Genomic DNA, 23,075 nt, shown 5'->3' on the forward strand with positions numbered 1-23,075 from the left:
GTTTAACGGGCCGAGGGCGGCTGAATCCGCATAATCGGCCGCCACGCGGGATCGTCCAGCACGGTCCCTGCGAAGAATTGCGCGCCTGCCTGGGTCAGGTGGACCCGGTCGACGGACAGGATGCGGCCCTTTGCATCGAACACCGGCAGCCCGCCATGACGGCGCTGCGTGATGCCGAGCAGGTCGACATAATGGTCGGGCGGGACCAGAGCGGCATAGGCCGCGTTGGCCGCGAGGGTTTCGGGCAGCAGCGCAGCGCGGACTTCGGGTCGCCGCGACGCGGGCACGTGCTTCCATTTGTTGAGGTTATAGCCGAAATGCTTGGGGCCGATCAGCAGCCATGCTTTGCCGGCCAGCATTGCGTCGCGGACCTCGGCAGCGGTCTTGCAGTCCAGCGGCGCGGACATCGACGCGACGAAGACCACTGCCTGCGCATCGGCGATCAGCTGGCGGCGAGCGCCTGCCGCGCGGTACAGCGAACAGAGATGGATTTCGGTGCGATAGACGATCTCGAACCCGTCGAAACGGCCACTCTCGACAAGCATGTTGACCATGTCGCGCGCCATGCTGTTGCCGACGACAAGCAAATTGGGGCGCGCCGGATCGTCAAACCGATCCTTCTCGAACCGGAAAGCCGAGCTGTTGTAGGCGGCATAATCGCCCGCGCCGAGGCCCATGCCCGGTACCCGCTGCGGTAGTCCGGAAGTGACCGACACAGTGAGGCCGGCGACACCGGTCAGTGCGGTGGCCACAAGCCCGAGTGTGAGAAACGGGCGCAGCGGCCATCTGCGCGCATCGCGAAATGGCTGTTCGATCCAGCGCCAGCTCGCATAGCCGATGGCCAGTGTGGCGAGCGTCAGGGCCGCCATCACCGCGGCGTCTGGCGGGGTGACCCGCATCGCCCGCGCAAAGGCGAACAGCGGCTGATGCCACAGATAGATGCTGTAGCTGGCCAGGCCGACCAGCACGAGCGGCCGCCAGCCGAGCATATGCCGTGCGAGCCCGCCGACCGCGCCGTAGCGCAGGATCAGCGCGGTCCCGGCGCACGGCAGTAGCGCGCGCCAGCCGGGATAGGGCGCGGCTGCGTCGATAAGGACCATCGCGGCGACGATCATCGCCAGCCCGGTGAGTGCGAGCGCGCGCGCCATCCGCTCGCGTGGGGGCGCAGGAGGCATGCGCCATGCCGTCAGCGCGCCGAGCAGCAATTCCCAAGCGCGGGTATGGATCAGATAGAAGGACGCATCCGGCTGGCGCGCGGACAGGGTGACGCTGAGCAGCAGGCTGATCGCGATGCCGCCTGCCAGCACCGGCGCAAATAATTGAGGCCGTCGCCGCAGGAGCAGCAGCGCCAGCAGCGGGTAGGCGATGTAGAATTGTTCCTCCACCCCCAGGCTCCAGGTGTGGAGCAGCGGTTTGAACGTCGCGGCGAGATCCCAATATCCGCTGGTGAGCGTCAGCAGGACATTGTTGGCGAAGAGCGACGTGGCAACCGCGCTCTGCCCCAGATTTTCATAATCGTCCGGAAGCAGCAGCCAGTAGCCGGCGATCAGGGACAGCGCGACCACGGGAATGAGGGCGGGCAGGATGCGGCGCGCGCGGCGCTCATAGAAATGGGCGAGTGAAAAACTGCCGTCCGCAACGCCATCGGTGACGATGCGGGAGATCAGGAAGCCGCTGATCACGAAGAACACATCAACGCCGACGAACCCGCCGGGCAGCGCGGCCAGCCCGGCATGGTGTAACACGACGCCCAGCACCGCCAGTGCGCGCAGCCCGTCAATGTCGTCCCTGCGCTGCATCGGTTTTCCGGTCGGGTTTATGTCGACCGCTCATGGCCCGGCACGATGGCGGCGTGCAAGCCCGGCTTCGCGCGGCACCAACCACTTTGTGTTGGCCATCGCCGCCGCCGCTGCTAGCCGGACTGCAAATACGGGAGCGAAACATGCAGTTCGATATCGTCATCGTGGGCGCAGGGCATGGCGGGGCACAGGCGGCGATCGCGCTGCGCCAGGCCAAGTTCGAGGGGACGATCGCGATGATCGGTGACGAACCCGAGCTGCCCTATGAGCGCCCGCCGCTGTCGAAAGAGTATTTTTCGGGGGAGAAGGCGTTCGAACGGATCATGATCCGCCCCGCGGCCTTCTGGGCCGAGCGCAATGTCGAGATGCTGCTGAACCGGCGTGTGGTTTCGGTCGATCCCGTCGCGCACAGCGTGACCACAGCCGATGGCGCGACGATCGGCTATGGCCAGCTGATCTGGGCCACCGGGGGCAGCCCGCGCCGGATCGGGTGCGCCGGCAATGACCTGATCGGCGTCCACACCGTCCGTACTCGCGCCGATGCCGACCGGATGCTCGCCGAGCTGGACGGTGTCGAACAGGCGGTGGTGATCGGCGGCGGCTATATCGGGCTGGAAGCGGCGGCGGTGCTCGCCAAGTTCGGCAAGAAGGTCGTGCTGCTCGAAGCGCTCGACCGGGTGCTGGCGCGCGTCGCGGGCGAGCCGCTATCGCGCTTCTATGAGGCCGAGCATCGCGCGCATGGCGTCGATGTGCGGCTGGGGGCGGCGGTCGAGTGTATCGAGGGTGATGGCCGGGTGACCGGTGTGCGGATGCAGGACGGCACGGTGATCCCGGCGCAAATGGTGATCGTCGGCATCGGCATCGTGCCCGCCGTCGAACCGCTGATCGCGGCGGGGGCAGAGGGCGGCAATGGCGTCGCGGTCGATCACCAGTGCCGCACCTCGCTGCCCGACATCTTCGCGATCGGCGACTGCGCGCTGCACGCCAACCGCTTCGCCGACGATATGCCGATCCGGCTCGAGTCGGTACAGAACGCCAATGATCAGGCGACGTTGGTGGCGAAGACGATCATGGGTCAGGAACTGGCCTATGACGCGGTGCCGTGGTTCTGGTCGAACCAGTACGACCTCAAGCTCCAGACCGTCGGCCTGTCGACCGGCCATGATCAGGCGATCCTGCGCGGCGATCCGGCGAACCGCAGCTTTTCGGTCCTGTACCTGAAGGAAGGGCGCGTGATCGCGCTCGACTGCGTCAACGCGACCAAGGATTATGTTCAGGGGCGCAAGCTGGTGTTGGAGCGGCTGTCGCCCGATCCGGCGGCACTCGCCGATGCCAGCGTGCCGCTCAAAGAGCTCGTCTGACGCGCCCTCAGGCATGCGCCAGCAGCGCAATGTTTGGGCATGATCGGTCAAGTCGAACCCCTGATGGTGCGATAGGTTCGCGTCGGTCATTCCAGGGAGCCGAGCATGCCCGTTCAAGATCTGTTGCGTCCGATCACCACGCGCGCCGCCTGGCGCGGGGATCGCCTGATTGGCAGTGACGAATGGATCTATCGCCTGTCGGACGAACAGGTGGCGGAGCTGGAAGAACTGGGGCGGCGCTTCGTCGAGCAAAGCCCGGACCTGCGCAGCGTGCAGGCCCAAGACTATCGCCTGATCGCGACCGCGGAGGCGGCGGCGGAGTGGCGGGAGACGGTCGATTTCGGGCGCGGTTTCGTGCTGGTGCGGGGCTTGCGGACCCATCTCTATTCCGACGCGCTGTCGGCGGCGATCTATTACATTCTCGGCCTGCACATGGGCGACCCGATCCGCCAGAATGAGCTCGGCGATCTGGTCGACCATGTCTATGCCACGTCTGAAAAGACGATGGACGATCCCACCGCCAAATCGTCCAAGGTCCGCGACCAGCTGGTTTATCATTCCGACAGTTCGGACATCGTCGCGCTGATGTGCCTGCGCCCGGCGCGCGAAGGGGGGCTGTCCTGCCTCGTCTCCGGGGCGGAGATCTATAACGAGATTCTGCGCCGCCGCCCCGACCTGGCGCCGCTGCTGCTGGAGCCGTTTCATTGGGACTGGCGGCGGCAGGATGCCGAATCCCCGGCGCTGACCTATACCTCGCCGATCATCTCGATGGTCGATGGCGTGTTCAGCATGTACGCCGGATCGCTCTACATCCTCACAGCGCAGGAATATCCCGGCGTCCCGCAACTCACTGCCGATCAGATCGAGGTGCTGCGCCTGTTCGACGAGATTACCTACGAGCCGGGCATGGCGATCGAGATGGATTTCCGTCCGGGCGACATCCAGTGGCTGTCCAACTATGCCGCGCTCCACGCCCGCACCGGCTTTACCGACTGGCCGGAGCCGCAGCGGCGGCGGCACCTGCTGCGGCTGTGGCTGAGCAGCAAGACCGACCGGCCGGTGGTGCCCGATTTCGGCAAGAACGGCGTGGTCCAGCACCGTGCCGCCCCGCGCGACGGTGCCGCCGAGCATCCCGATGCGCGGTTCGACATCGCAACCGCCGCCGTCCCGCGGCTGCTCTCATAAGTCAGGCGGAGAAAACACCGTCCGAAACCAGCCGGTCGAGCGGGGTCCGTCCGCTCGGCACTTCGCGTGCGCGCAGCCCTTCGGCCAAGGTCGCGGGATCGCCGATCCGCCCGATCGCAATCGCTGCCTCGATCCGAAAGTCTTCGGGCACCGCCATCGCCGCCCGCGCCGCATCGACGTCGAACCCGGTCATGCCATGGGCGAACAGTCCGCTGCGCACTGCCTGCAATGCCAGCATCGCCCAGGCGGCACCCGCGTCGAAGGAATGGCTGTAGGACTCCCCCTTCACCGCGCCGTCGGCGTCGCGCACGACCCGGTCGGACAGGATATAGACGAGCGCCGCCGCACCCGCCGCCCAGCCCCGATTGAACGGGATCAGCGTGGCGAGCAGCGCGTCCCATTGCGCCGTATCGCGCAACGCATAGACGAACCGCCAAGGCTGGATGTTATAGGCGGAGGGTGCCCAGCGCGCGGCTTCCAGCAGCGTCATCAGCGTTTCCGGTGCGATCGCACCGCCGTCGAATGCGCGCGGCGACCAGCGATCGGTGAACAGCGGGTCGATCGGGTAAGCGGGCGTGCGCGGATCGGCTGCGCTCATGCGAAATCTCCGTAACGGGTTCAGAACGGGCGGTCGCCGCTCACCGTGACGCGGTAGCCCGACCGGGTTTGCGGGAAATAGTCCCAGATCGCCGAATGCTGCACCGCGCGATTGTCCCAAAAGGCGATGGAGTGCGGGCGCCAGCGAAAGCGGCACTGGAATTCGGGGCGCTGGACATGGGCAGTGAGGAAGGACAGCAACGCCGCGCTTTCGTCCTTGGGGATGCCGTCGATCCGCGCCGTGAACTGCTTGTTGACGAAGACCGCCTTGCGCCCGCTGACCGGATGGGTGCGGATCACGGGGTGCGAGGACTGGTTGAACACGGTCCCCGGCGGCGCAATCGCGGCAAACACCCGCGCAGCATCATGCGTCGCAGTCAGCCCGTCGAGATAAGCCTTCATCCGTTCCGACAGCGCGTCATAGGCGAGGAACATGTTCGAAAACGCCGTGTCGCCCCCGGTTTCGGGCACGGTCACAAGATGCAGGATCGACCCCAAAGGCGGCTCTGGGTCGCAGGTCATGTCCGAATGCCAATCTTCCCCCGCGACATATTTCGAGTCGGCATCGGCATGGATGCGCGTCACCTCGGGATGCCCTTCCACCGCCCATGCGGCGGAGGCGGGCGCGACATGGATTTCGCCGAACACGCGCGCCAGCGCTTTGTGCGCGGCAAAGTCGATGGGCTGGTCGCGAAAGAACAGCACGAGATGGTCGGTCAGCGCCTGACGCAGCGCGGCGCCCACCTCCGGCTCTATCGGGCGGGTCAAGTCGATGCCGTGCAGCTCCGCGCCCATATGCGGGGTGAGCCGGTCGATGGTGAACGGCGCGCTCATGCCACTGGCTCCGCAACAAAGCCGGTGGTGAGCGACAGCGGCTCCCATCGGCGCATCTCGTTCTCCAGCATTTCGAAATGCTCGCGCGCGTGGCGCAGCGCGTCTTCGCCGAGGAACAGGTGGCGCGGCGGCTCCGGCGCATCGAGCGCGACCAGCATCGCCACCGCCGCCCGCGCCGGATCACCGGCCTCCTGGCCCCGGCCCGCCATCAGGCTGTGTTTCGACTGGCGCGCCGTCTTCTCATAATCGTCGATCACCGCCGCCGCCTCGATCAGCCCGCGCGCGGCAAACCCCGTGCGAAATCCGCCCGGCGCGACATTGGTGACGCGGATGCCGAGCGGCTCGACCTCCTGCGCCAGCGTCTGGCCGATGCACTCCAGCGCATATTTGCTCGCGCCATAGATGCCGGTCCCCCACCATGGGGCAAAGCCGCTGAGCGAGGTGATGGTGACGATGTGGCCAGCGCGGCGTGCACGCATCTCGGGCAGCACCGCCTGGATCATCGCCATCGCCCCGAACAGGTTGACGTCGAACAGCGCTCTCGCCTCGGCAATCGAGCTTTCCTCGATCGCGCCGACCATGCCGAAACCGGCATTGTTGACCAGCCGATCGATCGGTCCCAACCACGCCTCCGCCGTCGCGACCGCTTCGGGGATCGCATCATGATCGGCCAGGTCGAGCAACACGCCCAGCGCGCGGCCGGGGGCCAGCGCCTCGAACGCCTGCTTGTCCGCGACACGCCGGACCGTGCCGACCACCGCGTCACCGCGCGCCAGCGCCGCTTGCGCCAGTGCGTGTCCCAGCCCGCCGCTCACCCCCGTAATCAGCCAGTTGGTCATGCCGTTCCCCTGTTCATCGACCGAGGATAGGCGGGGCGCACCAGCCCGGCTTGGCGTCAGCACCCGGAATAGTTGGCGGCACGCGCATGGCGGTTGCGCGCGCTTGCGGCGACGCTGGCCATCGTCTTCAAGCGCGGGCACTGGTGGGAGAACGACGCTATGGACGTGCATATTCTGGGTTCGATCAACGTCGATACGATCCTGTCGGTCGACGCGCTGCCCACTGCCGGGGAAACGGTGCTGGCGGCACAGGTGACGCGGCTACCCGGCGGCAAGGGCGCGAACCAGGCCGTCGCCGCCGCCCGGATGGGCGCGCGCGTAACGATGACCGGAGCGGTTGGCGCGGACGCCGATGGTGACTGGATGCGCGCGGTGCTGAAAGGCGAAGAGGTCGATGTCCGGGGCATTGCCACGCTGGCTGGTGTGCCGACCGGCGCGGCGATGATCGCGGTCGATGCGGCAGGTGAAAACCAGATCATCGTCGCCCCGGGCGCTAATGCGTTGCTCGCGCCGGAGACCGCGCCAAAACCCGGCTTGATCTTGGCGCAGCTCGAAATCCCGCTCGACACGATCGCGTCGGCCTTTGCCGCATCGGCGGGGCCACGCCTGCTCAACGCCGCACCGTTCATCCCCGCCGCATGCGCGTTGTTCGCGCACACCGACCTCCTGATCGTCAACCAGCATGAGCTGGCCGGCTATGCTGACGTGCCTGCAATCTCCGGCCCGGCGGAGGCAATCGCGGCTGCGCGCGCGCTGCGTGCGCATCCACAGCAGCAGATCGTGGTGACGCTGGGCGGGCAGGGGGCGGTGGCGGTGTTCGGCGACGCCGCGATCCATGCCCCCGCGCTGTCGGTCACTCCGCGCGACACGGTGGGGGCGGGCGACTGTTTCTGTGGCGCGATGGCGGCGCTGATTGCCGAAGAGATGGACCTCGCCGCAGTGCTGCCCCTCGCCAATGCCGCCGCCGCGCTTTGCACCCAGACGGTCGGCGCGATCCCCGCAATGCCCGCGCGCGCGGCGGTGATGGCGGCGTTGGCAGGCTGAATCCGGCGCGGCCAACAGAATATGCGCTGCCGATCAAGAATGCCGCCCGGCCCCGGCTAGACTGGCCCCTCAATCGGAGGAGCCAGCTGAATGTCGGACCTGCCAACGCCCTATGCTTTCGACCTGCCTTCCGACACCGGGGGCAAGGATCTGGGCGTGTTCATGCCGATGGCCAATGGCGGCTGGATCCTGTCGAAAAACGCCCCGCCGCTCGACGGCTCCTACGCCTATAACCGTCAGGTCGCGGTGGCGGCCGGGGCGGCCGGGCTGGACTTCATCATGGCGATGGCGAAGTTCAAGGGTTATGGCGGCGAGATAAAGCACTGGGAAAGCACGCTGGACTCCGTGTTGCTGATGGCGGCGCTGGCCGAAGTCACCAGCAAGGTGAAGGTGTGGGCGACGATCCACACCATCCTGCAAAATCCCGGCGTTGCGGCAAAGATGATCGCGACGCTCGACCACATCAGCGGCGGTCGCGCGGGCCTGAACCTCGTCACCGGGTCCTATCGCGGCGAATTCGCGCAGTTCGGGGCATGGCCGGAAGGGGTCGATCACGACGGGCGTTACGACCTTGCCTATGAATGGATCGGTGCGATCAAGCGGTTGTGGACCGAAGAGTCGGTGACCATGGACGGTCGCTATTTCCGGCTCGAAGAGGCGACATCCTGGCCCAAACCGCTGCGCCGGCCCTTTACCGTCTGCGCCGGCACGTCGGGCAAGGGCATGCAGTTCACGGCGGACGAGATGGACGCGATCTTCCTGTCGGGCGGCGATCCGGTCGGGCTGGGCAACAGCAGCCGCGCGGCCAAGGAAACCGCCGCGAAACAGGGCCGCTACATGCGGACCTATTCGATGATGACCGTGGTGCTGGACGACAGCGATGCGGCGGCGCAGGCGACCGCCGATCATTTCCGCGCGGGCCTCGACGAAGCGGCGCTGCAGGGCATGCTGCGCGCCTATGGCTTTTTCGACACCGAACAGGGCGGCAAGGAAAATGCCTTTGTCGAAAAGGCGCGCTCGACCTTCATGGCACCCTATGTGCTCGGCTCGCCCGAGACGGTGACCGACAAGCTCACCGAACTGTTCGAGGTATCGGGCACCGACGGGTTGATGCTGATCTTCCCCGATTACCTCACCGGCATCCCGCGCTTTGCGCAGGAGGTGCTGCCGGTCTTGCGTGAGCGGTTCCCGACGCGGGTGATGGAAGCCGCGCATGGTTGAGACTGAAGCGCTGCCGCACGTCGCGGCGACCGATCTGTCGCCGATGCTGGAGCCCGATCGCACCGCGCTGGTCGTCGTCGATGTCCAGGTCGATTTCGCCGCTCCGCATGGTCTGCTGGGACGGGTGGGGGCCGACCTGTCGAGCGTTCCGCCCGCGATGGAACGGATCGCGGATCTGATCGCGGCGGCGCGCGCGCGCGGCGTCACCATCGCCTTCATGCGCGTCGTCACGCGGCCCGAAACGGACTCGGTCGCGCTAAAGACGCTGATGGCGCGCAAGGGGATGCCGGGGGGTGAGGCGATCTGTCGCGCCGATGATGGCGGCGCGGACTATTACGGGGTCCAGCCGGAGCCCGGCGATATCGAGATCGAGAAGCTGTTGTTCGACAGTTTCCACGGCACCGACTTTGACGAGCAGCTGCGCGCGCGCGGCATCGAAACACTGGTGATGACCGGGTTCAGCACCGATTGCTGTGTCGACCAGACGGCGCGTGCCGCCTTTCATCGCGGTTACCATGTGTTCGTCGTGTCCGACGCGACCGGTGCCTATGAAGATGGGCTGCACGCAAGCGCGCTCGATATCCTGTACAAGAATTGTGCGCTGCTTGTCCGCGCCGACGCCGTCGCGGCGGCATGGGCATGATCGCCGCCGATCTGCTGGTCACCCATAGCTGGGTTGTCACGATGGATGCCGACCGGCGCATCTTCCGCGACGGCGCGCTGGCGATCGCGGGCGACCGCATCGTCGCGGTAGGACCGTCTGATCTGGTGGAGCAGAGCGTCGTCGCGCGTGAGGTCATCGATGGCCGTGACCGGTTCGTGGTGACGCCCGGCATGGTGAACTGCCATGTCCACATCACCGGTGAGCCGATTACGCGCGGCAACGTCCCTGACGACGCCGACTGGGCGACCAATGTCTTTGAATGGCTGATCCCGACCTATCTGGCGCAGACGCCGGATCAGGAGCGGATCGCCGCGCAGCTTGCCGCGCTGGAGATGCTGCGCTCCGGCACCACCTGTTTCATTGAGGCGGGGACGATCCTCGATCTCGACACGGTGGTCGATGCGCTGCGTGCGACCGGCATTCGCGGTCGGGTCGGTCAATGGGTGCAGGACCGCGCCTTTGCCCCCGATGACGACCAGTCGGCGCTGACCCGACAGGCGGTCGCCACGATCGAGTCCGAGCTGGCGCGATACCCTGGCACCGACGACCCGCTGATCGCGGCATGGCCGTGCCTGGTGGGGCATAACACTGCTACCGACGATCTGTGGCGGGAGGCGACCGCGCTTGCCAAGGCGCATGGCGCGGGGATCAGCGCGCATATGAGCGCCGATCCGGCCGATCCCGATTTCTATCTGGCGACCACCGGCCGCCGCGCCATCGCGCATCTGTCCGACCTCGGCGTGCTCGGTCCGCATCTGTCGCTGACCCATGCGATCCATCTCGACGATGAAGAGGTGGCGCTGCTCGCGGCGAGCGGGACCAACATCACCCATTGCCCGATGACCGCGATGAAGGGTGCCTATGGCGCGACCGCAGTCGGAAAATTCCCCGAAATGGCCGCCGCTGGCGTCAATCTGCAGCTGGGCACCGACGGCAACAACAACGGCAACGCCGCCGACCTGATGCGCGCGATGTTCGTCACTGCGGGTCTGTTCAAGGATTCGCGCCGCGATGCGAGCCTGTTCTCGGCCTATCAGGTGCTGGAAATGGCGACAGTCAACGGGGCGAAAGGGGCGGGGATGGCCGACCGCATCGGATCGCTTGAGGTGGGCAAGAAGGCTGATTTCGTGTTCCACGATCGTAACCGCCCGGAGTGGCGACCTTTGCTCAATGCCGTCAATCAGCTCGTCTATTCCGCCGACGGGCGCGGAGTGCACAGCGTCTGGGTGGATGGGCGGCGGGTGATTGACAATTACCGGTCGACCCTGATCGATGAGGAGCGGCTGTTCGCGGAGGTCGAAATTGCCGCCGTCGATGTCCTTGCCCGCGCGGGCAGGCCGACGCCAAGCCTGTGGCCGGTGCTGTGAGCGGCGCGTCGCGTGAGCGGACCGGCGTGCTGATCGCCTGCACGCTCGGCAATGCGGTCAGCACGACCCCGGCGGTCCATGCCGTGTTCGGGCTGTTCCTGTTGCCCTTGTCCGCCGAGTTTGGCTGGCCCCGCGCGGCGATCTCGGTCGCGCTCGGTATCATGGCGGTGACCGGGGCAATCGCCTATCCGTTAATCGGGCGGATCGCCGACCGCCATGGCGCGCGGCGCGTCATCCTGCCCGGCCTTGCGCTCTACGGGCTTGCCGTGGCCGCGCTGTCGTTGACCAGTGCGTCGCTGGTTCAGTTTTACGCGGTGTTTCTGGCGGTCAGCCTGTTCGGCGCGATGGCGTCGACCCCGATCTACTCCAAGGTGATCGCCGAATGGTACGACGCCGGGCGCGGCACCGCGCTGGGGATCAGTGCGGGAGCGGGCAATGGCATGGGAGCAGTCCTGTTGCCGATCGTTGCCGCGGCGGTTGTTGCGCAGCAGGGCTGGCGATCGGGTTATCTTGCGTTGGGCGCGATCATCCTGCTGATCGGTCTGCCTGCGGTACTGACCCTGCTCCGCGACGCTCCGGCGCGGGAGGCTTCGGCGGGGCAGGACGGCATCGCGGTGGCCGGCATGACGCTGGGCGAAGCGGCGCGCTTGCCACGCTTCTGGATCATCCTGATCGCGATCGCATCGGGCGCTGGTTGCACCACCGCGATCTTCAGCCATGTCATCCCGATCCTCGCCGATCGCGGTTATGGAGTCGATGTCGGAACGGGGGTACTGAGCTGCTTCGCGCTGATGACCTCAGCGTGGCAGATCGCTTGCGGGCGGCTGCTCGACCGCTTCCCGACGCCGCGCATCGTCATCCCGATGGTGGCGATGGCGATCATCGGGCTGGCGCTGCTGCAGTTCGGCGAAGGCGTGTCGGTGCTGATCGCCGCCGGGCTGTTGCTCGGGATCGGCATGGGCGCGCAATATGGCGCGCTGCCCTATTACGTCGCACGCTATTTCGGGACGCCGGCTTTTGGCGCGATCATCGGCGTCATGTATTCGGCGATCATCGCGGCGCAGGGGATTACGCCGGTGCTGCTCGACCATGGGTTCGATGTAACGGGCAGCTATCGGCTGGCGGTGATTGTCTCGATCATTGCGCTCTCGGCAGGGATGGCGCTGTTGCTGCTGCTGCCCCGCTATGGGGCTGGCGCGCACAGCGCGGCCCCAGCGCTGGCGGCGCACGTCGGATGACCGGCACGCCCGCGCCGTTTGCCGACCCGGCCCACGCACCCTATGCCGTGAGCGCGGCGGAGCGCGACGCGATCGCCGCCGCGATCGACACTGACGAGTTGGTCCAGCTCGCGCTGGCGCTCGGCAATATCCCCGCCCCCTCGCGCAGCGAAGCCGCCGCCGCGCAATTCGTGTTCGACTGGATGCAGCGCGAAGGTTTTCGCCCGCGCAAGGTCGGCGCGACACCCGAGAGGCCGAACATCATCGGCGAGATCGGCGGCCATGGCACCGGTGCCAATTTGTTGCTGACCGCGCATCTCGACACCGAAAGCCCGAGCGGCATCACGCATCAGGACCGCTTCCGCTATCGCGAGGCGACGCTCGCCGATCCCGAATGGACGCAATGCTGGCTGGACGAAGACGGGCGACTGCGCGGCTATCCGATCTCCAACGATCGCGGGCCGATGTCCTGTTTCCTGATCGCGGCCAAGGCGCTGAACAAGGCGGGGATAACGCTGGCGGGCACGGCCTGGCTCACCGCATGTCCGGGCGAGATCGGGCCAGAGCCGATCGAGGAATATGAAGGCGTCGCCTATCTCGGCAAGGATATCGGCGCGCATTACCTGTTCCACCATGGCGGGGTTGCGCCCGACTATGCCATCGCGGCGGAGGGGACCGATTTCGGCATGACCTGGACCGGGTGCGGCTATGCGCTGTTCCGGGTGCGGATCTTTGGGCGTGGGGTGTTTACCCCGATCCTCGAAACGCCCGAGCATGCGGTCAACCACCCCAATCCGATCTATCGCCTCGGCCCGGTGATCGAAGCGCTGCACCGCTGGAGCCAGGCATGGGAAGCGGCATCGGTGCATGACGTTCGCGGCGGTCGGTCGGTCCCGCGCGTCCAGATCGCGTCGGTGCGCGGCGGCGCGCCGATGGATTTCGGCGCGGGGACCGAAGTGTGCGCCCTCTATCTCGATGTCGCGCTCGCCCCCCGGCAAAAGGCGGCAGACGCGATGCATGGCATCGTCGAAGCGATGCGCGCTGTCGACGTCGAGGGGTTCGATGTCGAGCCGGTGGTCGTCCGCCACGGGTTCGAGGCGGAGGACGCCGCCGTCGCCCCGCTCGCCGGCGCGGTCGATGCCGCCACCCGGCTCGCGCGGGGTGCCCCTGTCGAGCGGGCGCATCCGGTCTATTCCAGCATGTGGCGCGACCATAATGTGTTTAACATGCACTGCATCCCGGCGATTACGACCGGGATGCCGCGCTGGCGCCCGACGCCCGCCGACATGGCGTCGAGCGCGCTGATCTATGCGCTGACCATGTTGGCAATTTGTGGCCGCACGCTCGACCGTCCCGCCGCAGCATCCGCTATGTCTGTTTATGGAGAGGGCGCGGCGCCATTCGACACCTGATCCGAGAATGCGATTGACCGCGATCGGCGATCCTGACTAGCTTTGCCGCGAGGCCGACATGAGATTGGCCGGGCAAGGAGCAGGGGCCTGCAACCAGGGACCATTGTTCGTTGCGTTTCACTACCAACGCCTATCCCCGCGAACAGCGCCGCGACGCATGGCGCTTCGCATTGCAACGGCTTTCGATCACGCTCGAGCAGGTGCTCGACGATCCCTATGGCGAGCTCGTCCATTTTCGCAGCGGGCAGGGGATCGATTTCATCCGTTTGACCGGCACGGCCCAAGGCTGGGCGCTGGATTTCAGCGAAGAGCCGGGCGGGCTGTGGCTGACGTTGATGATGGACGGCAGCGCGCGGGTGACGACCGGAACCGGTGAGAGCGAGCTGGTCGACGGCGACCTGCTGGCCGCGCGGAGCGAATCCGTCGCACGGTTCGTCTCTTCCGGCGATAATCGCGTGCTGATCGTCCGCTTGCCCCCTGCGATCATAACCGCCCGACTCAAGGCGCCCTTGCCCGATCACCCCCGCAGGATTGCGGCGGAGGCAGGGGCGGGGCGAGTGTTTGCGGGGATGCTCCGTTCACTCGCCGACACCATCATGGACATGACGACCGATCATGCCAGGCCGGTGGAATTGGCGCTGCCGGAGTTTCTGTTGTCCGCGCTGCTGGACAATGCGCCGCCCAAGGCGATGGGCGGTGCCGCGGGCATGCGCGCGGGGCTGTTGGAGCGGATTTTCCAGACCATCGAGATGCGGTTGAGCGACCCCAATCTCAATTATCAGCAGATCGCCACCGAACACGGCATCTCGCCCCGCTATCTGCAAAAGCTGTTCGAATCGATCGACGACAGCTTCGGCCATTATGTGAAGGTCCGGCGGCTCGAGCGCTGCCGGCTCGACTTGCGCAGCCCGCTGCATGTCCAGAAGTCGATCTCCGACATTCTGTTTCAATGGGGCTTCAACGACAGCGCGTCGTTCAGCCGTGCGTTCCGCGAGCAATATGGCGTGTCGCCGCGCGAGTATCGCAAGGGCGTGGGCGATGCGCCGCCCGAGGATATGCCGCGTCGCGGACGCCCCCCGCGCAAGGACCGGACCTTGGTGCTGGCGGCGGATTCCGACGAAGCGGGTGCAGAGGTGGTCGCGCTGGCCGGGGACGATGCGCCGCCAGTGACCGAGCCCGTGCGGCACCATCACCTGCCAGCCAATCCGCAAACGGTGCATTGGGGCTATTTCAGTCGCGCGCTGAAACCCGTGCTGACGATCCGGTCGGGGGATTTCGTGTCGGTCGAAACCCTGACCCATCACGCCAATGACGATCCCGAGCGGATGGTGCAGGGCGACCCCGCCGCCGAAAGCGTGTTTCACTGGGACCATCATCACAAGGCAATCGACCGGCGCGGTGCCGGACCGATGGACGCGAGCGCGGTCGGGCGCGGGCCGGGCGAGGGGTTCGGCGTCCATATCTGCACCGGCCCAATCGCGATCCAGGGCGCGATGCCCGGCGATGTCGTCGAGGTTCGCATCCTCGACCTGAAGGCGCGGCAGAGCGGCAATCCGCGCTTTGCCGGCAAGGCGTTCGGCAGCAACGCCGCGACCTTCTGGGGCTTTCACTATAGCGACCTGCTGACCGAGCCGAAGCAACGCGAGGTCATCACCATTTACGAGGTCGAACATGGCGGCGCACGTCCGCCGAGCGCACATGCAGTATACAGCTTCCGCTGGACGCCGCAGACCGATCCGTCGGGCCGGGTCCATGTCCGCTACGACTATCCCGGCGTCCCGGTGAACCCCGCGACGATCGAGCGGAATTACGAAATCCTGCGCAATGTCGAAATTCCGATCCGCCCGCATTTCGGCGTGATCGCACTGGCGCCGGCGCATTCGGGGCTGGTCGATTCGGTGCCGCCGAACAGCTTTGGCGGCAACCTCGACAATTGGCGCACCGGGCCGGGATCGAGCGTGTTCCTGCCGGTTCAGGTCGCGGGTGGGCTGTTGTCGCTGGGCGATCCGCACGCCTCACAGGGCGATTCCGAACTGTGCGGCACGGCGATCGAATGTTCGATGAATGCGCTGATCCAGGTGGCGCTCCACCCGGCGAGCGAGCTGCGCGATCACCTGCGCGACCTCGACTATCCGTTGATCGAGACCGAGAGCGAATGGGTCATCATGGGCTTCAGCCACCCCGACTACCTCAAGGAACTGGGCGAGGACGCGCAGAGCGAGGTGTACAAGAAGAGCAGCATTGACGGGGCCATGCGCGATGCGTTTCGCAAGGCGCGCCGCTTTCTGATGACGACCAAGGGGCTGAGCGAGGACGAGGCGATCTCGCTCCTGTCGGTCGGCGTCGATTTCGGAGTGTCGCAGGTGGTGAACGGCAATTGGGGCGTGCATGCGATCATCCGCAAGGCCCTGTTTACCGCCTGATGTTCACCGTCTGATTGCCCTCAATAGGGCCGGTCGCCCTTGATCGTCACCCGGGTGCCTGATCGCGTATCGGGGAAATAGTCCCACACCGCAAAATGCTGGGTGCAGCGATTGTCCCAGAAGGCGACCGAATGCGGTTGCCAGCGGAAACGGACCTGGAAATTCGGGTCCTTCACATGATCCGCCAGGAAGCGCAGCACGGCGCTGCTTTCCGCCTTGGACAGGCCGTTGATCCGCGTCGTCTTGGATTCCGACACGAACAGGCATTTGCGCTTGGTCACCGGATGCGTCCGCACCACCGGGTGGGTGTTGCAGGGATAGGTCTTCTGGACGTCGGGAAACAGCTCGCGATAGATATGGTTCGAGTCATGCACGGCGGTCAGCGGGTCGAGAAACGCCCGCATCGCCGGGGACAGCGCGTCATAGGCGGCATACATGCTCGAAAACAGCGTATCGCCGCCGCTGTCGGGCAAAGTGTGCATGTACAGGATGCTGCCCATCGGCGGCTCATCATATTCGCTGAGGTCCGAATGCCAGTTGTCGCCGGCGATATAGGTGCTGTTGGCGTCGGCATGGATCGCCACGATTTCGGGATGGTCGGGCAGGCCCGCGACGCCACTGTGCAGGGCGAGCTCGCCGAAATAGCGGCCCAGCCGCTTGTGCTCCGCATGCGTGAAGTGCTGGTCGCGGAAGAAGATCACCTGATGCACCATCAGCGCATCGTGGATGGCGGCCACCATCGCCTGATCGAGCGGCTGGCTGAGGTCGACGCCGAAAATCTCCGCGCCGATCTGGCGGGTCATCGGCCGAATCTCAAGCAGTGCGTCGGACATGGTCGGGCTCCTCAATGGGGTCGTTCTGGCGGGCGAGGCGCGCCGCGATGATCGAACAGACGATCAGTTGCAGTTGGTGGAACAGCATCAGCGGCAGGATCACGACGCCGACCTGTGCGGCGGGAAACAGCGCTCCGGCCATCGGCACGCCGCTCGCCAGGCTCTTTTTCGACCCGCAGAACAGCAGCACGATGGCGTCCGGGCGCGGTAGTCCGGCAAGGCGTGCGGCAAGCCGGGTCAGCAGCAGCACTGCCGCCAGCAGCACGACGCAGATCGCCGCGATGGTGGCGAGATCGGCGAGCGACAGCCGCGTCCACAGCCCCCCCACCACGGCGGCACTGAACGCGGTGTAGACGACCAGCAAGATGACCCCGCGATCGACCCGCGTCACCAGCTGGCGATGGCGGTCGATCCACCCGCCGATCCACGGCCTGGCGAGATGGCCGAGGACGAAGGGCAGTAGCAATTGGGTGGCGATCGACGTCACCGCCTGGATGAAGAAGTCTCCGCCCGCCGCGTGTCCGCCGATCAGCCAGGCTGCCAGCAACGGGGTCAGCAGGATGCCGAGGATGTTCGACAGCGACGCGCTGCAGATCGCGGCTGGGACATTGCCCCCGGCGATGGCGGTAAAGGCGATCGATGACTGGACGGTCGAGGGCAGGATGGCGAGGTACAGCACCCCCATCGCCACCAGCGGATCGACCGTCCCGCCCAGCGTCGTGACGATGGCGAGGCCAAGCAGCGGAAACAGCGCGTAGGTTGCGCTCAGCACCAGCAGATGCAGTTTCCACGCGCCAATCCCGGCCAGGATCGCTTCCCGCGACAGTTTCGCTCCGTGCAGACAGAACAGCAGCGCGATCGCCACGTCGGTCACATGGTCGGCGGCGATGGCCGCGCCGCCGCGCACCGGCAACAGCGTCGCCACCGCCAGCACCGCCAGCAGGATCATCAGGAACGGATCGAGGCGCAACCGGGCCAGCATCGTCAGTCGCAATCGCTGGCCGTAGCGGACTTATTCGGGGTCACGCACGGTCCCCTTGCCGCCAAAGATGCGCCGGTCGATGCGGCAGTGAATCCCCTGCGTCCCATCCACCACCTGCGTCACGCCGAAATCGCTTGCCACGCTCATCAGCGAATAGGCGTCGGTGCGTGACAGCCCCTGATGTTCGGTCAGCAAATGGAGCATGTCGACCGATGCGCTCTTCATCGCCTGATCCAGATCCGCGCCGAAGCCATGGACGATCCAGCAATCGCTGGTCTCGAGCAGGGGCGAGGGGAAGCTGAAATCCTTGCGCAGCACGATCTGGAACAGCACGTCGAGCGAGGCTTCGATCGCGGTGCCGCTGATCTCGCCATCGCCCTGGCTGATATGGGGATCGCCGATCGAGAACAAGCCGCCGGCGACCTGGACCGGATAATACATGCGCGCGCCTGCACCGATCCGCCAATTGTCGATATTGCCGCCGTGCAGCCCGGGCGGGATGGTGCTGACCGGCTCGTTCACCGCCGGTGCCACGCCCGCCGTGCCAAGGTGCGGCCGCGCCGGAATGGTAATGCCAGGCAGCGCGGGCTGGCGGTCGCAGACCGGGCAGTTGGTGATCCGCCCCGGCACCACATATTTCTCTTCGACATCATAGGCATAGAGCGCGCTGGCGGTGTTGGAGCCCGGGTCGATGCGGTAAATGGTGACCCGCTCGGTCTCGCCGAATTCCTGATAGAGGTGTCCCCAATTGGCCTGTAGGTTCGATCCATAGTTGAACCGCGGCACCATCTCGAAATAGCGCACCTCAAGCATGTCGCCGGGCTCGGCGCCTTCGACGTAGATCGGGCCGGTCATGATATGGCATCCGGGCGCGCGCGTCGCGGGATCGATCTCGGCAAAGATGCGACGGATGTCGTCGTCGAACATCAGTTCCGGGTCGTCGCCGGCATGGTGGGTCACGGCCTGCGCCTGGATCAGGTCGCCGCTGCGCACGGTCAAGGCCGGCGCGATTTCGGGCGAGAAATAGCCCCAGTGAACCGTTTCCGGCGTGGCACGCAGCCGGTGCAGTGCGGTCGGCTGGATCGCATCGCGGATCGCGCCGTGCGGGATGATGAGGCCCATATCTTTCCCCCTGTGGACTGGAAATCTGGTCGCGGTCAGGCGCTGCCGATCACGATGCTCGTCATGCCGAGCGATTTATGATGAATGAAATCGGGGTCGAGCACGGCGGTCTCCCCCGGATGGCGTGCGCCGAGCACATAGAGCAGCGGCCAGAAATGGTCGGGATGCGGTACCGACAGTGCGGCGTCGGTGCCGAGCGACTGATAGTCGATCACCGCAGCCGGGCGGTCCTCGACCACGGCCTCCAGCATCGCTGCGTTGAACCGCGCCGCCCAGGGATAAGGCGCAGCATGGGGGTTGTCCCAGTCCATCGCGCTCAGATTATGGACGATATTGCCGGTGCCGATCACCAGCACGCCTTCGTCGCGCAGCGGGCGTAGCCGCTCGCCCACCTGCCAATGGTCAAGGGGCGACTTGGCGATGTCCATGCCGAGCTGAACCACCGGCACATCGGCATCTGGGAAACAGTGGCGCAGCACCGACCAGGTGCCGTGGTCGAGCCCCCAGTCGCGATCGATCCCGACCGGCATCGGCGCGAGCAACTGGGCGACGCGCTGGGCCAGCGCAGGATCGCCGCGCGCGGGATATTGGACGTCGAACAGCGCCTGGGGAAAGGAGGCGCCGAAATCGTGGATGGTGCGCGGCGCGACCATGCCGGTTACGGCGGTGCCCTGGGTCAGCCAATGGGCCGAGATGCACAGGATCGCGCGGGGGCGCTCTATCCGGTCGGCAATTGCCCGCCATGCGCGGGTGACGTGGTTGTGCTCCAGCGCGATCATCGGGCTGCCATGGCCGAAGAAGACGACGGGTAACCGGCTCATCGCGCCACCGCGTTTCTGTTCTGATCGATCATGGCTTCCCTCTTCGCCCCGCTGGCTGCGACCCGGCAAAATCTGGCGGGCAATTGTCGGACGGTCTTGTATCGCCGCGCACAAGTCCTTGTTTTTGCGCGGTGGCGCGATGCGCTATTCGCGCGTGAAATCCGCGGGAATCTGCGGATTTTCGCCGGCCTTGCCCCACAGCACGATCTCGTTGCCCCATGGGTCGGCAAAGGCGTGGTTATAGCCGTTGAACTCGGCCCAATAATGATTGCGCCACAGGATCGTCGCGCCGCGGCTTTCGGCAGCGCCCAAAATCCGTTCGGCGCTGTCATCGTCGCCGATCAGGATCCAGATCCGCGCCTTGCGTCCCGCCGCGGCCAGTTCGCGCGGGGCAACGCCCGCCGGATCGGGGTGGGGTCGAGCATTGGCCGCGTCGAAGATGCCGAGGTGAAGATTGCCGATCTGGCTGTCGCTGCCGTCCTTGTGCTTGAAGAAGCCGCCTGGGACCATGCGGTGATAGATGCCGTGCGGGCGCGCGTCATTCTCCCACCCGAACACATCAGCGTAGAATGAAGCTGCGGCAGCGGGGTCGTCGCTGGCGAGATCGACGAAGATCAGGGTGTTGGTCATGCGGGTTTCTCCTCGAAACGGGCGCGGAACGGCAACGCGTCACGCGACGCGCCGTCCACGTTCATGGGGTTGGGCGGTAAGAGCGGGCATGCGCCCTTCGGGACGGATCAGGATGCGCGCTGGATCCGGCTGACGGGCGCTGCAGGTCCGCGCCGCCGGTCCCATTCGGCGCGATAGCGTTCGACCAGCCACAGGTTGAACTGGCGCTGGGCATCCTCCTGCCAGCTATAGCGGCCGCGCGGCGCGAAGCGGGAGTTCAGCCCCTGCTGCACCAGCAGGTCGACATGCAGGTCCTGCGCGACGATATGGCTGGTATACTCGTCATTCAGCCGTCGCTTTTCCTCAAAGTCGGGGGCCTCCATCGCCTCGGGCAGGTACAGGCTGCCAAAGGTCAGGCCGTGGGTGTTCGCCGAGCGGGCGTCCATGATGAGGTAGATGACGACATCGTTGAGCACTACCAGCGACAGCGACGGGGGCAGGTTGACGAACAACAGCCGGTTCTGCTCCTCCTCGCTCAGCGCGGGGAATACCGGGAACAGCGCCTTGCCGGTCGGGTTGAAACTGGCATTGGCGTGGGTCGATCCGTTGAGCCGGTAATAGCCGGCCGTCCCCTCCGGCACCGACGGAAAGCTGGCGAGCGAACTGGGGATGTAATCGTGCAGCCCCTTGTGCAGCCGGTTGGCATGATAGCCGTCATTGTTGTTCTCGAACTGAACCTTCCAGTTCCAGGCGAATTCATGCGCCGCCGGTTCGGGTCCGCGCAGTGATGCGAAGTCGTAATTGGCGACCACCGGCTCGATCCCCGCAAGGCGCGGCGCGAGCGAAGCTGCCTCCAGATCGAAATTGACGAAGATGAAGCCGTGCCAGGTTTCGACCTTGAGGCGCGGCAGGCTGTGCTGGCGCTTGTCGAAATTGCACGTGCGACCCATTGCCGGGGCGCCGATCAGCGTGCCGTCCAGGTCATAGGACCAGTGATGATAGGGACAGGTAAAGCCGCGCGCGTTGCCCTTGCCCTCCGCGACCAGCATCGCGCGGTGCTGGCAGACCGAGGACATGGCCTGGATCGCCCCCGCCCGGTCCATAGCGATGACCAGGGGTTCGTTGGCATGGGTGGTGGTGAAATAGTCGCCCGGCTGCGCCAACCACTCGACGCGCCCGACGCACAGCCATTCGCGGTAGAACAGCGCCTCTTTCTCGAACCGGTAGAATTCCTCGTCGGTGTAGCAGCCGGGGGGCAGGGTCTCTGCCTCGACCGTATCAAGGATCGAGGTGCCGAGGCTGTCGAAAAAGGGATCGGTCAGAATTGTCATGATGTGCGTCCGGTGACTGTGTCCCACATGCGCTATTCGGCGGGGACGAGAAGGGGGTCGTCGTCGCGCGACTGCGCGACATCGGGCTGGGGGAGGGGGCGCGGCGCACGCAGGAACAATGTGGTCGATGCGATGACGAGCGCGAGCAGCCCCGCAAACACCAGGAAGATGGGCGCAAAGCCGCCGGTGCGGTCGGCGACCCAGCCGGCGCTGAGCGGGCCGAGCACGGCCAGCGTCGTCGCCATCGTCGCCATCGCCGTCAGGTCGGCGGCCAGTGCCGCACCGAAATAGCGCAGGATTAGGACATGCGCGCTGAGCCAGGCAAGGCCCCAGCCGATCCCGAACAGCAGCGCGGCGAGGATCGCCAGCACCGGCGTCTGTGCCGTCGCCAGCAGGGTTATCGCACCGAACTGAAGCCCGAGGCCAAGGATCAGCAGCCAGCGCGCGTCATATTTCTCCGCCAACGCACCGGTCGCCCCCTTGGCCAGCGTGCCCGTCAGGGCCAGCAGGCTCATCGCCAGCGCACCCGCTGCAGCCGCACCCGCACCGCCGCCAATTCCGGCGACATGGCTGACGAGCACCGAATGGAGCGTAGTCACAACGGTCTGAACCACCAGCATCGCCGCCGCGATCAGCAGAAAGGCAGGGCTGCGCATGGCCTGGCGCACGGTCCAGGCGGATGCCTTGGACGGGGCGACCTGCCCGCTCGCGGCATGCTTGACCTGATCGGCGCTCTCCACCGTCACTGCGTCGCGCACCGCAACCAGAAACAGCAGGCCAAGCGCGATCGCCGCCATGCCCATCAGCGCCCAGTGCAGACGCCAGCTACCCGCCAGGCCGACAATCGCGCCGACGATCAGCGGACCGACCACGCCACCCAGCGATCCCGCCATGAAATAGACGCCGAGCAGCCGCGCCGAGCGTTCGGGCAGCCAGGTAGCGATCAGGAACACGCCGGGCGACGGTGCGATCAGCGAAAAGCCCGCACCCATCAGCGCGGTCGCGACAAAGAACAGACCGATACCCTGGACGACCGAGGCGAGCAGGAACCCGGCGGCGAGCACCATGGCACCGATGAACAGCGTCAGCCGCGATCCGACCAGCTTGATCAGGAACGGCGGCAAGGGACTGGCAAGGCCACAAGCGAGCCCGAGCAACGCGAAGCTGCTCCCGGCCGCCGCTTGCGACCAGCCGAGGTCCGCGACCATCGTGTAAAGGACATAGCCGAGCGAGGTGAAGGTGGTCGCGGTCACGAAGCCAAAGCCCAGCGACGCGGCGATCATGACCCATAGACTGCGTGGCATCGGCGCACTCCTTCGCTCGTGTCCCGCAGTCGGAATGAACCGGGGGTCGATTGAGGAGGAGACTAAGCAAATGGCGGAGCATGACTTGATCGCCCGCGCCCGAACAATTG

20 protein-coding genes are annotated in these 23,075 nt (G+C 66.1%); 9 read left to right on the forward strand and 11 right to left on the reverse strand.

The window, feature by feature from the left end; translation table 11 throughout:
* Nucleotides 1-2: 2 nt before the first annotated feature.
* Nucleotides 3-1,799 carry an acyltransferase family protein gene (locus ACO05N_RS11710; protein ID WP_422057262.1) on the reverse strand — a complete coding sequence of 599 codons (1,797 nt, stop codon included), beginning with the start codon at nt 1,797-1,799 and terminating at the stop codon, nt 3-5.
* A gap of 143 nt (nt 1,800-1,942) precedes the next feature.
* Here ACO05N_RS11710 and ACO05N_RS11715 point away from each other — a divergent pair, with 143 nt between their 5' ends.
* A complete protein-coding gene (locus ACO05N_RS11715) occupies nt 1,943-3,160 on the forward strand; it encodes an NAD(P)/FAD-dependent oxidoreductase (protein WP_422057263.1) in 1,218 nt (405 codons plus the stop codon).
* A gap of 105 nt (nt 3,161-3,265) precedes the next feature.
* A complete protein-coding gene (locus ACO05N_RS11720; RefSeq protein WP_422057264.1) occupies nt 3,266-4,345 on the forward strand; it encodes a TauD/TfdA family dioxygenase in 1,080 nt (359 codons plus the stop codon).
* Nucleotide 4,346: 1 nt separating this feature from the next.
* On the opposite strand, the gene ACO05N_RS11725 is transcribed toward ACO05N_RS11720, so the two are convergent.
* The 3 genes from ACO05N_RS11725 to ACO05N_RS11735 are packed head-to-tail and all read right to left on the reverse strand — an operon-like array spanning nt 4,347 to nt 6,615.
* On the reverse strand, nt 4,347-4,943 hold the full coding sequence (locus tag ACO05N_RS11725) for a nitroreductase family protein (protein WP_422057265.1): 597 nt from the start codon (nt 4,941-4,943) through the stop codon (nt 4,347-4,349).
* A gap of 20 nt (nt 4,944-4,963) precedes the next feature.
* Entirely contained in the window at nt 4,964-5,776 is an 813-nt protein-coding gene (locus tag ACO05N_RS11730; protein ID WP_422057266.1) for a TauD/TfdA dioxygenase family protein, read from the reverse strand.
* Nucleotides 5,773-6,615 (reverse strand): oxidoreductase, encoded by an 843-nt coding sequence (locus ACO05N_RS11735; protein WP_422057267.1) that lies wholly within the window; start codon nt 6,613-6,615, stop codon nt 5,773-5,775. Before ACO05N_RS11735 ends, ACO05N_RS11730 begins: the two co-directional genes overlap by 4 nt.
* A gap of 72 nt (nt 6,616-6,687) precedes the next feature.
* Between ACO05N_RS11735 and ACO05N_RS11740 the strand changes: the two genes are divergently transcribed.
* From ACO05N_RS11740 to ACO05N_RS11770, 7 genes are all read left to right on the forward strand, one after another.
* The gene (locus tag ACO05N_RS11740; protein WP_422057268.1) at nt 6,688-7,659 is read left to right on the forward strand and encodes a ribokinase; all 972 of its coding nucleotides are present in this window, start codon (nt 6,688-6,690) and stop codon (nt 7,657-7,659) included.
* Nucleotides 7,660-7,749: 90 nt separating this feature from the next.
* On the forward strand, nt 7,750-8,880 hold the full coding sequence (locus ACO05N_RS11745) for an LLM class flavin-dependent oxidoreductase (RefSeq protein ID WP_422057269.1): 1,131 nt from the start codon (nt 7,750-7,752) through the stop codon (nt 8,878-8,880).
* Nucleotides 8,873-9,523, forward strand: a complete 651-nt coding sequence (locus ACO05N_RS11750; protein WP_422057270.1) for a cysteine hydrolase family protein — start codon at nt 8,873-8,875, stop codon at nt 9,521-9,523. The genes ACO05N_RS11745 and ACO05N_RS11750 overlap by 8 nt, the downstream gene beginning before the upstream one ends.
* Nucleotides 9,520-10,911, forward strand: coding sequence for an amidohydrolase family protein (locus ACO05N_RS11755; protein ID WP_422057271.1), 1,392 nt, complete (start codon nt 9,520-9,522; stop codon nt 10,909-10,911). The genes ACO05N_RS11750 and ACO05N_RS11755 overlap by 4 nt, the downstream gene beginning before the upstream one ends.
* A complete protein-coding gene (locus ACO05N_RS11760) occupies nt 10,896-12,149 on the forward strand; it encodes an MFS transporter (RefSeq protein ID WP_422057272.1) in 1,254 nt (417 codons plus the stop codon). Before ACO05N_RS11755 ends, ACO05N_RS11760 begins: the two co-directional genes overlap by 16 nt.
* Entirely contained in the window at nt 12,146-13,540 is a 1,395-nt protein-coding gene (locus ACO05N_RS11765) for a peptidase M20 (RefSeq protein WP_422057273.1), read from the forward strand. Before ACO05N_RS11760 ends, ACO05N_RS11765 begins: the two co-directional genes overlap by 4 nt.
* 110 nt (nt 13,541-13,650) lie before the next feature.
* On the forward strand, nt 13,651-15,963 hold the full coding sequence (locus ACO05N_RS11770; protein WP_422057274.1) for an acetamidase/formamidase family protein: 2,313 nt from the start codon (nt 13,651-13,653) through the stop codon (nt 15,961-15,963).
* A gap of 20 nt (nt 15,964-15,983) precedes the next feature.
* Here the strand turns inward: ACO05N_RS11770 and ACO05N_RS11775 are convergent, their stop codons facing one another.
* The 7 genes from ACO05N_RS11775 to ACO05N_RS11805 form a co-directional block, all read right to left on the reverse strand.
* Nucleotides 15,984-16,796 carry a TauD/TfdA dioxygenase family protein gene (locus ACO05N_RS11775; protein ID WP_300501359.1) on the reverse strand — a complete coding sequence of 271 codons (813 nt, stop codon included), beginning with the start codon at nt 16,794-16,796 and terminating at the stop codon, nt 15,984-15,986.
* Nucleotides 16,777-17,778, reverse strand: a complete 1,002-nt coding sequence (locus tag ACO05N_RS11780) for a bile acid:sodium symporter family protein (protein ID WP_422057275.1) — start codon at nt 17,776-17,778, stop codon at nt 16,777-16,779. The genes ACO05N_RS11775 and ACO05N_RS11780 overlap by 20 nt, the downstream gene beginning before the upstream one ends.
* Nucleotides 17,779-17,808: 30 nt before the next feature.
* Nucleotides 17,809-18,900 carry an acetamidase/formamidase family protein gene (locus tag ACO05N_RS11785; protein WP_422057276.1) on the reverse strand — a complete coding sequence of 364 codons (1,092 nt, stop codon included), beginning with the start codon at nt 18,898-18,900 and terminating at the stop codon, nt 17,809-17,811.
* Nucleotides 18,901-18,935: 35 nt separating this feature from the next.
* Nucleotides 18,936-19,721, reverse strand: a complete 786-nt coding sequence (gene ygiD / locus ACO05N_RS11790; RefSeq protein WP_422057277.1) for a 4,5-DOPA dioxygenase extradiol — start codon at nt 19,719-19,721, stop codon at nt 18,936-18,938.
* Between the two features lie 144 nt (nt 19,722-19,865).
* Complete coding sequence (locus ACO05N_RS11795; protein WP_422057278.1) at nt 19,866-20,351, reverse strand: VOC family protein; 486 nt, start codon at nt 20,349-20,351, stop codon at nt 19,866-19,868.
* A 107-nt stretch (nt 20,352-20,458) separates the two neighbouring features.
* Nucleotides 20,459-21,661, reverse strand: coding sequence for an aromatic ring-hydroxylating oxygenase subunit alpha (locus tag ACO05N_RS11800; protein WP_422057279.1), 1,203 nt, complete (start codon nt 21,659-21,661; stop codon nt 20,459-20,461).
* A gap of 32 nt (nt 21,662-21,693) precedes the next feature.
* The gene (locus ACO05N_RS11805; protein ID WP_422057280.1) at nt 21,694-22,965 is read right to left on the reverse strand and encodes a CynX/NimT family MFS transporter; all 1,272 of its coding nucleotides are present in this window, start codon (nt 22,963-22,965) and stop codon (nt 21,694-21,696) included.
* Nucleotides 22,966-23,075 lie beyond the last annotated feature (110 nt).

Origin of the sequence: Sphingomonas sp. (assembly GCF_965227385.1) — a bacterium.
Taxonomy (GTDB): domain Bacteria; phylum Pseudomonadota; class Alphaproteobacteria; order Sphingomonadales; family Sphingomonadaceae; genus Sphingomonas.

Excerpts from the sequence above, each read along its gene's own strand:
- ACO05N_RS11710 (WP_422057262.1), bottom strand. The coding sequence starts at position 1,799 with ATGCAGCGCAGGGACGACATTGACGGGCTGCGCGCACTGGCGGTGCTG.
- ACO05N_RS11715 (WP_422057263.1), top strand. The coding sequence starts at position 1,943 with ATGCAGTTCGATATCGTCATCGTGGGCGCAGGGCATGGCGGGGCACAG.
- ACO05N_RS11720 (WP_422057264.1), top strand. The coding sequence starts at position 3,266 with ATGCCCGTTCAAGATCTGTTGCGTCCGATCACCACGCGCGCCGCCTGG.
- ACO05N_RS11725 (WP_422057265.1), bottom strand. The coding sequence starts at position 4,943 with ATGAGCGCAGCCGATCCGCGCACGCCCGCTTACCCGATCGACCCGCTG.
- ACO05N_RS11730 (WP_422057266.1), bottom strand. The coding sequence starts at position 5,776 with ATGAGCGCGCCGTTCACCATCGACCGGCTCACCCCGCATATGGGCGCG.
- ACO05N_RS11735 (WP_422057267.1), bottom strand. The coding sequence starts at position 6,615 with ATGACCAACTGGCTGATTACGGGGGTGAGCGGCGGGCTGGGACACGCA.
- ACO05N_RS11745 (WP_422057269.1), top strand. The coding sequence starts at position 7,750 with ATGTCGGACCTGCCAACGCCCTATGCTTTCGACCTGCCTTCCGACACC.
- ACO05N_RS11750 (WP_422057270.1), top strand. The coding sequence starts at position 8,873 with ATGGTTGAGACTGAAGCGCTGCCGCACGTCGCGGCGACCGATCTGTCG.
- ACO05N_RS11755 (WP_422057271.1), top strand. The coding sequence starts at position 9,520 with ATGATCGCCGCCGATCTGCTGGTCACCCATAGCTGGGTTGTCACGATG.
- ACO05N_RS11765 (WP_422057273.1), top strand. The coding sequence starts at position 12,146 with ATGACCGGCACGCCCGCGCCGTTTGCCGACCCGGCCCACGCACCCTAT.
- ACO05N_RS11775 (WP_300501359.1), bottom strand. The coding sequence starts at position 16,796 with ATGTCCGACGCACTGCTTGAGATTCGGCCGATGACCCGCCAGATCGGC.
- ACO05N_RS11780 (WP_422057275.1), bottom strand. The coding sequence starts at position 17,778 with ATGCTGGCCCGGTTGCGCCTCGATCCGTTCCTGATGATCCTGCTGGCG.
- ACO05N_RS11785 (WP_422057276.1), bottom strand. The coding sequence starts at position 18,900 with ATGGGCCTCATCATCCCGCACGGCGCGATCCGCGATGCGATCCAGCCG.
- ygiD (WP_422057277.1), bottom strand. The coding sequence starts at position 19,721 with ATGAGCCGGTTACCCGTCGTCTTCTTCGGCCATGGCAGCCCGATGATC.
- ACO05N_RS11795 (WP_422057278.1), bottom strand. The coding sequence starts at position 20,351 with ATGACCAACACCCTGATCTTCGTCGATCTCGCCAGCGACGACCCCGCT.
- ACO05N_RS11800 (WP_422057279.1), bottom strand. The coding sequence starts at position 21,661 with ATGACAATTCTGACCGATCCCTTTTTCGACAGCCTCGGCACCTCGATC.
- ACO05N_RS11805 (WP_422057280.1), bottom strand. The coding sequence starts at position 22,965 with ATGCCACGCAGTCTATGGGTCATGATCGCCGCGTCGCTGGGCTTTGGC.